The organism is Dolichospermum flos-aquae CCAP 1403/13F, from assembly GCF_012516395.1.
GTDB lineage: Bacteria > Cyanobacteriota > Cyanobacteriia > Cyanobacteriales > Nostocaceae > Dolichospermum > Dolichospermum lemmermannii.
Genome location: NZ_CP051206.1, coordinates 3,443,618 through 3,455,459, shown reverse-complemented (window position 1 = coordinate 3,455,459; position 11,842 = coordinate 3,443,618). Strand labels below are relative to the sequence as shown.

General features: G+C 36.9%; 12 protein-coding genes. 9 read left to right on the top strand and 3 right to left on the bottom strand.

What is annotated here, in order from left to right:
- Window positions 1–205: 205 nt before the first annotated feature.
- Entirely contained in the window at window positions 206–1,324 is a 1,119-nt protein-coding gene (locus HGD76_RS16725; RefSeq protein ID WP_210967649.1) for an RNA-guided endonuclease InsQ/TnpB family protein, read from the bottom strand.
- A gap of 59 nt (window positions 1,325–1,383) precedes the next feature.
- Here HGD76_RS16725 and HGD76_RS16720 point away from each other — a divergent pair, with 59 nt between their 5' ends.
- The 9 genes from HGD76_RS16720 to HGD76_RS16680 all read left to right on the top strand — a co-directional run bounded on the left by HGD76_RS16720 (window position 1,384) and on the right by HGD76_RS16680 (window position 10,040).
- Window positions 1,384–1,536 (top strand): hypothetical protein, encoded by a 153-nt coding sequence (locus HGD76_RS16720; protein ID WP_233466900.1) that lies wholly within the window; start codon window positions 1,384–1,386, stop codon window positions 1,534–1,536.
- Window positions 1,537–1,922: 386 nt separating this feature from the next.
- Window positions 1,923–2,825, top strand: coding sequence for a peptidoglycan-binding domain-containing protein (locus tag HGD76_RS16715; RefSeq protein WP_168696450.1), 903 nt, complete (start codon window positions 1,923–1,925; stop codon window positions 2,823–2,825).
- A 612-nt stretch (window positions 2,826–3,437) separates the two neighbouring features.
- On the top strand, window positions 3,438–5,909 hold the full coding sequence (locus tag HGD76_RS16710; RefSeq protein ID WP_168696449.1) for an ATP-dependent Clp protease ATP-binding subunit: 2,472 nt from the start codon (window positions 3,438–3,440) through the stop codon (window positions 5,907–5,909).
- Window positions 5,910–6,178: 269 nt separating this feature from the next.
- Window positions 6,179–7,375, top strand: coding sequence for a DUF262 domain-containing protein (locus HGD76_RS16705; protein WP_168696448.1), 1,197 nt, complete (start codon window positions 6,179–6,181; stop codon window positions 7,373–7,375).
- Window positions 7,376–7,390: 15 nt separating this feature from the next.
- Window positions 7,391–8,464 carry an MAE_28990/MAE_18760 family HEPN-like nuclease gene (locus HGD76_RS16700; protein WP_168696447.1) on the top strand — a complete coding sequence of 358 codons (1,074 nt, stop codon included), beginning with the start codon at window positions 7,391–7,393 and terminating at the stop codon, window positions 8,462–8,464.
- Window positions 8,465–8,647: 183 nt separating this feature from the next.
- Entirely contained in the window at window positions 8,648–9,052 is a 405-nt protein-coding gene (locus tag HGD76_RS16695; RefSeq protein WP_168696446.1) for a DUF1308 domain-containing protein, read from the top strand.
- A gap of 2 nt (window positions 9,053–9,054) precedes the next feature.
- Window positions 9,055–9,348 carry a DUF3349 domain-containing protein gene (locus HGD76_RS16690; RefSeq protein WP_168696445.1) on the top strand — a complete coding sequence of 98 codons (294 nt, stop codon included), beginning with the start codon at window positions 9,055–9,057 and terminating at the stop codon, window positions 9,346–9,348.
- A gap of 57 nt (window positions 9,349–9,405) precedes the next feature.
- Window positions 9,406–9,678 carry a hypothetical protein gene (locus HGD76_RS16685; RefSeq protein ID WP_168651966.1) on the top strand — a complete coding sequence of 91 codons (273 nt, stop codon included), beginning with the start codon at window positions 9,406–9,408 and terminating at the stop codon, window positions 9,676–9,678.
- A complete protein-coding gene (locus tag HGD76_RS16680; RefSeq protein ID WP_168634344.1) occupies window positions 9,675–10,040 on the top strand; it encodes a clan AA aspartic protease in 366 nt (121 codons plus the stop codon). Before HGD76_RS16685 ends, HGD76_RS16680 begins: the two co-directional genes overlap by 4 nt.
- Window positions 10,041–10,170: 130 nt before the next feature.
- On the opposite strand, the gene HGD76_RS16675 is transcribed toward HGD76_RS16680, so the two are convergent.
- Both HGD76_RS16675 and HGD76_RS16670 read right to left on the bottom strand, forming a co-directional pair.
- Complete coding sequence (locus tag HGD76_RS16675) at window positions 10,171–10,926, bottom strand: TspO/MBR family protein (protein ID WP_168696444.1); 756 nt, start codon at window positions 10,924–10,926, stop codon at window positions 10,171–10,173.
- Window positions 10,927–11,034: 108 nt separating this feature from the next.
- Window positions 11,035–11,769, bottom strand: a complete 735-nt coding sequence (locus HGD76_RS16670; protein WP_168696443.1) for an HAD family hydrolase — start codon at window positions 11,767–11,769, stop codon at window positions 11,035–11,037.
- Between the last annotated feature and the right edge of the window lie 73 nt (window positions 11,770–11,842).

Below are 11,842 nucleotides of genomic sequence, written 5' to 3'. Positions count from 1 at the left end.
GATATTAGCAGATTATCTAGAGAGATATCCGTTCTATAAAACTTACCCAAAATTACCAAAGTCTAGACACATCTGGACAGCGATAACCTTAGTGCTTATTTCCTGTTTAATCACGGTCTGAGAATGGCTTCTAAGAGGTTTTTCCGCTCCACAGGCAATCTCGGTAGAACTTACCGTTTCTGACCGTAGTTCCTAAAAGGAACCGCTACGCTACAGGGATAAAAATATCCACAAACCATCGGTCAATATTACGCGCTGCATTTAAGTCCCTGTCAGCTTTATAGCCACAATCAGGACAAATATAAACGCGGTTTTTTAATGGCATTTTATGACGATGATTACCGCAGTTAGAGCATATTTGGGAACTAGGAAAGAACCTATCCACAAGGATTAGTTCACTCCCGAATTTCTCAGTTTTGTACTCTAATTGCCTTTTAAATTCATACATCCCACAATCTGCAATTGCACCTGCTAATTTGTGGTTCTTCAAAAATGCCTTAACGTGCAAATCTTCTATCTTAATTATGCTGTGGTTTTTAGCTAGATAGTAGGTTAATTTGTGAATAGAATCCTGGCGAATATTAGAAACTTTGGCGTGTAATTTAGCTAATTTTCTCACAGCTTTTTTACGGTTATTAGAGCCTTTAATTTTCCTGCTCACACTACGCTGTAAACGTTTCATGCGTTTACTCTTATGGCGGTAGGCTTTAGGATTCTCGAATACTTCACCATTACTGCAAACTGCTAATTCTTTGATACCAATGTCAACACCAATGGTCGGTCTGTCTGCAAGTATAGGAGGTTTTTCAACTTCGTATTTAACAGAAATAAACCATTTATCAGCCTGTCTAGAAATCACGCAATTATGAGTTACTGTAATCGGTAAAGGTTCTGCTAAACGTACCCAGCCAATTGACGGTAATTTAATTCTTTTACTATCATTTTTAATTGCTGGTTTCGCCTTAGTTCCTGACTCCAAATAGAAAGAATCACGTTGACCTTTCTTTTTGAATCGGGGTTGTTTCGATGTCTTCCTAAAACACCTATCCCATGCTTGGCGTAAGTCAGCTAACGCCTTCTGAGGGATATTTTTATTAACTTCGTAATACCAAATATGCTCAGATTTTACCTCAGCAACTAACTTTTTATGCAAGTCAATAGCTGATGGTAATTTAAGTTTTTCGCCTTCTTTGCGAGTAGCTAAAATATCTATGATTTGAGCATTTGCCCAGTTATAGGCGTGTCTAGCTACTCCAGAGGCTTTGCGAAAAGCTGTAATCTGTCGGTTATTTGGAATTAGTGCAGTTTTGAATGATAAAAGCATTGACTCGACCTTTCAATGTTGTACTATAGTTAGTATACCAACTTACAAGGTTAAAGTCAATGCCATTTGAGAAAAATAATAAAATTGGTGCTAAGAAAATCCTCAAAGCTGAGTTAGACGCTCAACCAATTTGTTTTAAAGGTCGGAAAGGACAGAGGGTAAAAATTAAAACCGTCCCTAACACAGCAACAACGGTTAAGGGAATTTGTTGATCAATTAATTGAAGACTTGGACAAACAGTAATATATGGATAGTTATGGGTAGAAATTATCAAACTGTTTCTACCCCCCATTTTAGAATGGAAGTAAGTAATGAGACAAAATTAATTACACAAATATTTGGACTGAAATCCGTAATGGACAAAGGATTGGTAAATAAATAATATGTAATTAATTCTGTCCAGGTACTTATGGAACAATGAACTACCCCTGGCTAACTTCGTTTGAGCTTACTGAGAATGAGATAATGAGAGCAATCGCCTATTTTCCTTGTTAATATTCCTTGTTAAAAAATAATAAAGGTTATTTATAGATTTGAAATTTAAGATAGCTTATTTAACGTGGTGCAAACAAAACACTTGAATTATTAAGCGTATAATATGAAACTACAAAACTTCTTGAATACAGAGGAAAAATGGGGTTACGAAGCGATCGCCGAAGATCGGGAATTGTCTCGGCAAGTTCAAGTAAGATTAATTGATTTAAGACTCCTAGAACCACCCGCCGACGGACTATTTGGACCAGTTTCCACAGCCGCACTGAAAAAGTTCCAAACCTTAACAGAAACAGGAGAAACTGATTTTCTAGGTGCAGTCACAGCCAAAAAATTGATTGAAACTAAAACAGAAGACCTGCCAAAACCTCCTTTAAATCTAGGAACTGATATTGCCAGCAAGATCATTAAATATATGTTGGCTAAAAATTATGAAGTATTCACCAATCCCAAAGAATACAACATTGTTTATATCGAGGGTATAAATGGAGACTGGACACTCAATAGTGATGCTGCCAACGCCTTTAATGACCGCCGCATTGTGATCGAAATCGTAGATGGTGTCCCCAAAATCGTTGATCATTGGCAAGCAACTACTGAACCAGGTAGTAAATATACTCACAAACCCATGAATCGCAAAGGAGCAGCAAGAATCCAGTTTGGACAATACAAGGCTTGGAGAGTGGGAAAACACGGTACTTCCAATCCCCATGAAGCATTAGTTCAATGTGGAAACATCACTGTTTGTCGAGATTTTAACGAAGATTTCAAACGAACTGGTGATGAATTGGATACAGGTGATTATTTTGCCGTTAATCAACATTGGGGCTATGATTACCCCAGCAATGATATCAAAGGAGCTAGTGCAGGTTGTTTAGTCGGTCGGCTAACGGAAGGACACCGTGAGTTCATGGCTATCGTTAAGCAAGACCGCCGCTATCTTCAGAACAATAGTTACACTTTTTATACTACCATCATTTCCGGGGATGATTTATTACAGTCAACTTAACGCAAAACCTCATATCCAGTGAACAACCTGGTAATGGGTAATGTTCATGATGGCTACTTAATTTAATAGGCGATAAAATCCCCGGTTTCATCCTTTAATTCTGCCAGTGCGATCGCTCGCGATACTAACATCAAAGCTTTAATTAAAGTTTAAAGGAGTCTGTACAGAGGTTTATATCCAACTTCTGTACAATTCAAGACAAAATTTCCAAAATCTAACTTACTCTAAACCACAGTTGTGAAGATAAAATAAAATTTTTATCCTGGTTTTATATCATAATATTTTTTGTTTTAATTCTTTTTGATAAAAAAATCTTATCATTCATGCCGATTTATTGACATCAACACACATTTTATGATAACAATGTGTGTTTGGGACTCCTAAACAAAATCCCCACATCAATAGTCTATTGTTTGGATTTAGCCCCCAAAATGCTGGTAAAATCACTCTCCTCAGTACACTAGCTACCTAGAAATTAATTAATAGCTACTCGTTAACCTATCAACCTGTGTCATGGTAATTGGATATCTAAATTGTTTATACAGATACCCAAAATTTTAGCCTGTGCTAAAATCAGCATACCGGCACGACGCAGGTGATAGGAAAAATGCCATGTTTGAGCGCTTCACAGAAAAAGCCATTAAGGTAATCATGCTGGCCCAAGAAGAGGCCCGCCGTTTAGGTCACAACTTTGTCGGAACTGAGCAGATCCTCTTGGGTTTGATTGGTGAAGGCACAGGAGTAGCCGCCAAGGTGCTGAAATCAATGGGAGTTAATCTTAAAGATGCTCGCATTGAAGTTGAAAAAATCATAGGACGGGGTTCAGGCTTTGTAGCCGTGGAAATTCCGTTTACGCCACGGGCAAAACGGGTTTTAGAACTATCCTTGGAAGAAGCACGCCAATTGGGGCATAACTACATTGGTACCGAGCATCTGTTGTTGGGCCTGATCCGCGAAGGGGAAGGTGTCGCAGCCAGGGTGCTAGAAAACCTCGGTGTAGATTTGACCAAGGTGAGAACCCAAGTGATTCGGATGTTGGGAGAAACGGCGGAAGTTACGCCGGGTGGCCCCTCTGGTCGCACTAAAACCCCAACTCTCGATGAGTTTGGATCAAACCTGACCCAAATGGCTATTGATAACAAGCTTGATCCTGTGGTGGGACGCGCCAAGGAAATCGAGCGAGTTATCCAAATTTTGGGTCGCCGGACTAAAAACAATCCAGTTTTGATTGGTGAACCTGGTGTTGGTAAAACCGCCATCGCTGAAGGTTTAGCTTCACGCATCGCCAGCAAGGATATCCCCGATATCTTGGAAGATAAGCGTGTAGTCACTCTTGATATTGGTTTGCTAGTAGCAGGAACTAAATATCGGGGTGAATTTGAAGAACGTCTCAAAAAAATTATGGATGAAATCCGCTCTGCGGGTAATGTCATCCTAGTAATTGACGAAGTTCACACCTTAATTGGTGCAGGTGCAGCCGAAGGGGCGATTGATGCGGCGAACATCCTCAAGCCAGCTTTGGCGCGGGGTGAATTGCAATGTATCGGTGCTACTACTTTGGATGAATACCGTAAACACATTGAACGGGATGCAGCGTTGGAAAGACGCTTCCAGCCTGTAATGGTGGGTGAGCCGACCGTTGATGAAACAATAGAAATTTTATATGGTTTGCGCGATCGCTATGAAGCACACCACAAGCTGAAAATATCCGATGAAGCATTGGTGGCGGCAGCTAAGTTGTCTGATCGTTATATTAGCGATCGCTATTTGCCAGATAAAGCCATTGATTTGGTGGATGAAGCCGGCTCACGGGTGCGCTTAATTAACTCCCAACTGCCCCCAGCAGCTAAGGAATTAGACAAGGAACTACGGCAAATCTTAAAAGAAAAAGATGATGCAGTCCGTTCTCAGGACTTTGATCGGGCGGGGGAATTGCGCGATCGGGAAATGGAAATCAAGGCCGAAATTCGCACTATTGCCCAAACTAAGAGTAACGGCTCTAGTGGTGACGGTATTGAACCCGTAGTTACAGAAGAAGACATTGCTCACATTGTCGCTTCCTGGACTGGTGTACCAGTTAACAAACTCACTGAATCTGAGTCCGAGAAGTTGCTACACATGGAAGATACCTTACATCAGCGCCTCATCGGTCAAGATGACGCTGTGAAGGCTGTTTCCCGCGCCATTCGTCGCGCTCGTGTCGGTTTAAAAAATCCGAATCGGCCGATCGCTAGTTTTGTCTTCTCCGGTCCAACTGGGGTAGGTAAAACTGAATTGGCGAAGTCCTTAGCCTCTTACTTCTTCGGTTCAGAAGAAGCGATGATTCGCTTAGATATGTCCGAATACATGGAGCGTCACACCGTCAGTAAGTTGATCGGTTCACCTCCTGGTTATGTCGGTTACAACGAAGGTGGTCAGTTAACAGAAGCTGTCCGTCGTCGTCCTTACACTGTGGTGTTATTCGATGAAATCGAAAAAGCCCACCCCGATGTCTTCAATATGCTTTTGCAAATTTTGGAAGATGGGCGTTTAACTGACGCGAAAGGTCGCACAGTGGACTTTAAGAACACTTTGCTGATTTTAACTTCCAATATTGGTTCTAAGGTAATTGAAAAAGGCGGTAGCGGTATTGGTTTCGATTTTGCTGAAGATGCTAACGAATCTCAGTACAACCGCATTCGTTCTTTAGTGAATGAGGAACTGAAGAATTACTTCCGTCCTGAGTTCTTGAACCGGTTAGATGAAATTATCGTCTTCCGTCAGTTGAATAAGGCTGAAGTCACGGAAATCGCCGATATCATGCTCAAGGAAGTGTTTGGTCGCTTGACGGAAAAAGGCATTGTCTTAGAAGTTACAGACCGCTTCAAGGATCGCTTGATCACTGAGGGTTATAGTCCTAGCTACGGTGCAAGGCCATTACGTCGGGCAATTATGCGCTTGTTAGAAGATAGTTTGGCGGAAGAAATTCTGTCTGGACGCATCAAAGATGGCGATACTGCTCTTGTTGACGTTGATGAAAATGGCATTGTCCAAGTTAGTTCTCAACAAACACGGGAGTTATTACCCCAAGGTGTTGAGTCTTAGTTAGGTTTTTTTAATTGTTAATTGCACGGTGGAGGATTTCGGTTCTCTACCGTTTTTTTTGTTTCGCGCAAAGGCGCTAAGGAGCAAAGGCGCAAAGAAGAGAAGGAGTGATATATTCGTTAAATAAGCAAGGGAAAAATATCCTACTGGTTGGTTAGTGACTTTTAGAATTAATGAAACGGGTATTTGTGGGAGAATATGATATACTGGTAACGACCAATGATAATTAACCGGGAACTAGATTGTTAATAACATAAGGAATAACTAATATGATTGCAAATAGTGATTTAATTTTAGGCGAAACTTTTAATTTTCCAGAGAATATAGATACAATTCATGAATCAGTTTCAGATAGAGAAATTAATGAAAAATATAAAAAGGGTGAAATTAGAATTGTTACGGAACAAGCTCGTTATCCGTTAGATAGTATACCAACAATGCTAGATAGTAAAAAATACATTCTTGATCCTGAATATCAACGTCGAAAAAGATGGGATGATATTCGTAAATCTAGGTTGATAGAATCATTTATTATGAATGTACCAATCCCACCTATATTTTTATATGAAATAGACTATTCTATTTATGAAGTAATGGATGGACAACAAAGATTAACTACCATTTATGATTTTTATAATGATAAGTTTCAACTACAAGGATTACAGTATTGGAGAGAATTAGATGGTAGAAACTATACAAACTTACCAGAGCAAGTGAGAAAAGGTATAGATAGGCGCTATTTATCATCTATTGTTTTATTACAAGAAACAGCTAAAAGTGAAGAAGAAGCGGAAGAACTGAAAAGAATAGTTTTTGAAAGACTCAATAGTGGTGGAGAAAAGTTAACTCCTCAAGAAACAAGAAATGCTTTACAAAATGGAAAATTTAATCAATTATGTATAAAACTTTCCAAAAATGAAGCCTTCCGAAAAATGTGGTATTTTCCTTTAGAGAGTGAAGGAGAAGAAAAATTACTAGAAAATGAATATTATAAAAAGATGGAAGATGTGGAATTAGTTTTGCGCTTCTTTGCTTATCGTCATTTTGATAAATTAAAATCTACAGGAGTTGATAAATTCCTAGATGAATATTTAAAACAAGCAAATAGCTATTCTGATCAAACAATGAAAAACCTGGAAAATCTATTTAATGATACTATTGATATAATTTATCAAATATTAGGAAATAAAGCTTTTATTCCACCAAAAGAAGATCGTAATAAAAACACTCCTTTAAAAATAGTGTATGATGCAATGATGCAAGTATTTGCTAGAAAAATTCACTTTAAGAATGAATTATTAAAATATAAGGAAGTAATCAAACGTGAGATGTATTCTGATGAAAAAATGTTATATGTAGCAGAAGAAAATGATCGTTTCCTTTTTGAAGGTAGGTATACTACCAGAAAAGGTTTAGAAACACGAATTAGATATTTTGATAATTTTCTACAAAAGTACATTAAATAAACTTTGGTAGAAATTATGAATATAGAATCATTAGAAAGATTTAAAAAAGAACTCAATCAAATTCGAGAATATTTAAAACATATTCAATATGTAAATGATGTAGCTGCTTATCATGTTCAAGATAATGATAATGAGCAAATAAAAAATTTACTTAATACGCTAAGTAGTCACGATAGAGGTTTTAGAACAGACAGACGAATATTTGAATATAAAGCATCTATTATTTCACTATATGGACTGCTAGAAAAATATGTAGAAATATGGATTAAAGAGTATCTTGATTTTCTATCGAGTGTCATACCTGAATATACACAAATACACGAAAAAATTAGAGAAAATCATTTTGAACTTTCTTTAAAATTGATAAATACTATTACAACTAGAGAAAGTGCTAAATATCAACGTCTTACAAAAGAGGAAGTATTAAATAAACTTAATAATTGTATAGTTAATCCTAGCAAATATCAAATTAATACAGATGCTTTTGTTCTTTTGTCAGGTAATTTAAAACATAATAAAATTGTAGAGTTATTCAACAAGTTAAATTTGGATTTGAATGATGAATTGTTAAAAAATGAAGAACTTAAAAATGAAATTGGTTTAACACCAGAAAGAATTTCCAGAATAGAAAAAGATATTTTGTACAAAAAAATCAATGATTTAGTGGAAAGAAGAAACGAAATTGCTCACGGTTCAGAAAAATCAACAGAAGAAGATAACCTACTTCAAATATCTGAATTAGAACCTTATATTCAATTTTTAGAGAAATATTGTCAAGCTATTTTTCAGACATTATTTGAACAAGTTATCAAAGAAGAATCCAGACATACTTTTCAAAAAATAGAAAATGTGATTAATACTTATGCTAATAAAGTATTGGCGTTTGAACTTGAAAATTATACGATAAAAGTGGGAGATATGCTAATTGTTGAAAATAAAGAAGGTAGATTTTATAAAAAACCTATTTTAACAATTGAATTAAATAACAAATCATATCAAGAACTGACAGTTTTAGAAAAAACAAATGTTGCTGTAAGCGTTGAGCCTAAGATTAGGGATAATCAAATATTTTACATAATCAAAAAATAGTGCGATTGCAAAGCACCCCGCAGGAATCGCTCTTAGTTAGACTATGGTGGAAAAGTGCGATTGTGCGGAACTCAGTACCAAAGGCGATAGCGAAGCGCTCCGCAGGAATCACTTTTAAGTAAAAAGGTAATAAATGGTAAAATACATAACCCATTTACCATTGTTGTTAAGAGAAATATTTGAATGATTAATTTAGATACTGGCACTGCTATAGCTCTTATAGCCGAAAATTCCCCTCATCGCTATGAATTGCGACAATACGTAAACGGAAAAGAAATGGTAATGACTCAAACTGCTTTTACTGAGTTCACTAACATAGTGAAAACTATTGCTAGACTATCAGAACAAAACAGAGCTAATCGCCTTTTGCAAAGAGTAACTATCATCCCCGATAACCCATCACCTAAAGCTTTAAACCTACAACCAACACGAAAATTAGGAATAAACGATATTATTATATTAGGTACAGGTGATCAACTAAATATTGTCACCACCACAGCAGATGCAAAAGCAGTCAGAGCCGCTTCTGCTCAAGGTGTGGATTTCCATGTATATATTCATCCACCTTTTCCTTTAACTGGTAATTAATCATGCAAATCACTATTTCACCACATCTACAAAGTACATATAAATTAATTCAATGTGCTTTTCCGAAGGGGATAGAACCACAAAATTATTTACCGCTTTTAGCATTACTCAGTGAAGAAATGTCAGATAGGAATTTAGCTGAAGTTGTAGCTTACTATAGTGGTAAAGATTATAGTGTTGTTCTCAATGATGTATATCGAGTGCAATCAATTAATATACCCACATCCGAAGCGATCGCTAATTTAAAGAAAAGATTGCTGATATGTGGTTATGAACAGTGGCTTGAGGAAGGATAAACTGTACTACTAAATCAAGTACAATAAATATATAATCACGAAAAAGGATGAAATAAAATGCAAGCCATTCTCCTCAGCAGCGAAGAAGTCGCAAACCGTGCCAAAGAATTATATGAAAATGGTATTCGTCAACAAGTAGAAACTGATGAAAACATCGGTAAAATGATAATTATTGATATAGAAACGGGTGAATATGCTATTGATAAAACAGGCATAGAATCAGCGCATTATTTACGGAATAAAAACAGATTTGCTCGACTTTTTGGTATTCGCATTGGTTACAAAGTGGCTGCATCATTTAGTGGAGAAATGGAGCGTGATTATCCATGATAACTGGCATTATCAAAAATGGACGTGCAACTGTCAATGTTATATTTCGATTGCCAGAACAACCAGATTTTACAATTGAATTTGTGATTGATACAGGTTTTACAGAGTTTCTTTCCTTACCGACCGCAGCAGTTAATCTCTTGGGTTTTCCTTGTGTTTATGATATGTATGCAACTTTAGCAGATAATAGCCGTGTGCTTTTACCAGTACATCAAGCTACCATTATCTGGAATGGAGAAGAAAGAGTAGTTAATGTTTTAGCTACAGGAAAGCGTCCCTTATTAGGAACTGCTTTACTTGACGGTTATAAACTATCTATCCAATTTACAGAAGGTGGTTTAGTAACAATTGAAGAATTATAGTTTAATATTACAGCACTATGTTAGGCGTTTAAATTCCTGAATTCAGTGGTAGAGAATTAATTTTTCCCTACCATTTTTCATAGATATTAAATGCGGTCTTTTCTTTCCCCTCAATGTGAATTATGACTATTTATTTCTCCACAACAGCCAATTTCAAAGGATACAAAGGCTCAGATCCATTTAACTGCCAAATTCTGAACACCAATACAGAAGCAACAGTTAACCATACACAAGAAAAAGATAAAATCATTCCCGCCAAAGGAACAGTTTGCCAATAAATTGCTGTTACGACTATAGCCGATAACCAAGGTCCTAAAATCACCACAGGAACAGCAGCACCTAATCTCCGTTCTACGGTAAAAATCGTATTCCAAGTATCACCTAAAGCCAGATGTATCACAAACATAATTAAAGGTAATACCAAAAATTGGTGATTCATTTCCTGCCAAACTAATACCGAAGAAATTACTCGCAAAACGGCAATGAACATCCAAACTATGGGAAATGCTAAAGGTGGAGGAGACCATCTTGGTCTAATTACCTGGTCATAAGTTGTCCGAGAACGGGTATTATCTAAAAGCGAAAAAATGCGGGAACGGATACTTAATAAACCAAAAAATAACGCCGTGACTAAAGTGCTAAACGAACTGGGAAAAGCAGAATTATTGTCAATTAAAATTACTAATTTTTCCATTCCCAGCAACACAAAAATCATCACTCCTATTTGCAGAATAGTTCCTAATTTATAAACTAAAACTGCCTTGATATCTAGTTCTTGGGTGGCTGTTGCTGATGTATTTAGAGACTGTTGTTGATTGCCAGTTTTTACCCCCATCACCATGTTTACAAACTGTTCAAGTATGCCACTATTATTGGATTGATTCATAATTAAGAGATAGTGAGTAGTTGGTAGTTAGTCCGCTTAAATTTTAACTTAATTAATTGCCAAAATTTTTCTGAATTGGTGTGTCAATAAATAGAACTAGGAAATCATTCAATCATCAATCACCTGAATTTCATCAAGTTGATTAATTACCACATCTGCACCTTTAACATTATCTGCCCTCCCAATCCAAGTAATACCAATACAGCCAGCAGCTTTAGCATCACGTGCCATTTGCATATCACCCACAGAATCACCTACCATTAAAGTTGCCCCTGGTGCTACTCCTAAAGCTTGACAAGCTTCTAAAAACAGGGCTGGATCTGGTTTACTTGGACCCTCATCAACTCCCTTTTCCAGTTGCAAATAATCGCTTAATTGGTGATTAATCACAAATTTTTCTACATCTTCAGTAGTTGCTGCTGACAGAATCCCCAATTTTAATCCCGCTACTGACAAAGACTGTAATACCTCCAAACTACCCACAAATAAAGGTGAGGGAGTTTTGCTAACATATTGATCAGCCTCTTCTAAAGCTTGACGGGCAATTTTCAAAGATTCAAACCATCCTCTTCCGGTTTCCGCAATATAGGCTGCTGCTGCAACTTCCGTTTCTTTGCGACTCGCTACTGATATTAAACCCGCTGGATCTAAAAAATCGCCATTAATACCAAAAGCCATTAACAATGGTTCACCAATACCGGGAATTTGCGCGTCTATTATCCGCGTTGCTTTTTGTGCCAACGTTATTAAATATGACTCGGAATCTTCTAAAGTCCCGTTTTTATCAAATAAAATTGCTTCAATATGAGAAAACGCAATGTTTTTACATTTAATAGTTACCATATTTTTCAGTTGTTAAAGAACAGGGAATAATTCAATTGAATAGCCAATTGCCATAAAAAAAGAGGGAAAAACC

Excerpts from the sequence above, each read along its gene's own strand:
- HGD76_RS16685 (WP_168651966.1), top strand. The coding sequence starts at position 9,406 with ATGCAAGCCATTCTCCTCAGCAGCGAAGAAGTCGCAAACCGTGCCAAA.
- HGD76_RS16710 (WP_168696449.1), top strand. The coding sequence starts at position 3,438 with ATGTTTGAGCGCTTCACAGAAAAAGCCATTAAGGTAATCATGCTGGCC.
- HGD76_RS16670 (WP_168696443.1), bottom strand. The coding sequence starts at position 11,769 with ATGGTAACTATTAAATGTAAAAACATTGCGTTTTCTCATATTGAAGCA.
- HGD76_RS16690 (WP_168696445.1), top strand. The coding sequence starts at position 9,055 with ATGCAAATCACTATTTCACCACATCTACAAAGTACATATAAATTAATT.
- HGD76_RS16680 (WP_168634344.1), top strand. The coding sequence starts at position 9,675 with ATGATAACTGGCATTATCAAAAATGGACGTGCAACTGTCAATGTTATA.
- HGD76_RS16675 (WP_168696444.1), bottom strand. The coding sequence starts at position 10,926 with ATGAATCAATCCAATAATAGTGGCATACTTGAACAGTTTGTAAACATG.
- HGD76_RS16715 (WP_168696450.1), top strand. The coding sequence starts at position 1,923 with ATGAAACTACAAAACTTCTTGAATACAGAGGAAAAATGGGGTTACGAA.
- HGD76_RS16720 (WP_233466900.1), top strand. The coding sequence starts at position 1,384 with ATGCCATTTGAGAAAAATAATAAAATTGGTGCTAAGAAAATCCTCAAA.
- HGD76_RS16695 (WP_168696446.1), top strand. The coding sequence starts at position 8,648 with ATGATTAATTTAGATACTGGCACTGCTATAGCTCTTATAGCCGAAAAT.
- HGD76_RS16700 (WP_168696447.1), top strand. The coding sequence starts at position 7,391 with ATGAATATAGAATCATTAGAAAGATTTAAAAAAGAACTCAATCAAATT.
- HGD76_RS16705 (WP_168696448.1), top strand. The coding sequence starts at position 6,179 with ATGATTGCAAATAGTGATTTAATTTTAGGCGAAACTTTTAATTTTCCA.
- HGD76_RS16725 (WP_210967649.1), bottom strand. The coding sequence starts at position 1,324 with ATGCTTTTATCATTCAAAACTGCACTAATTCCAAATAACCGACAGATT.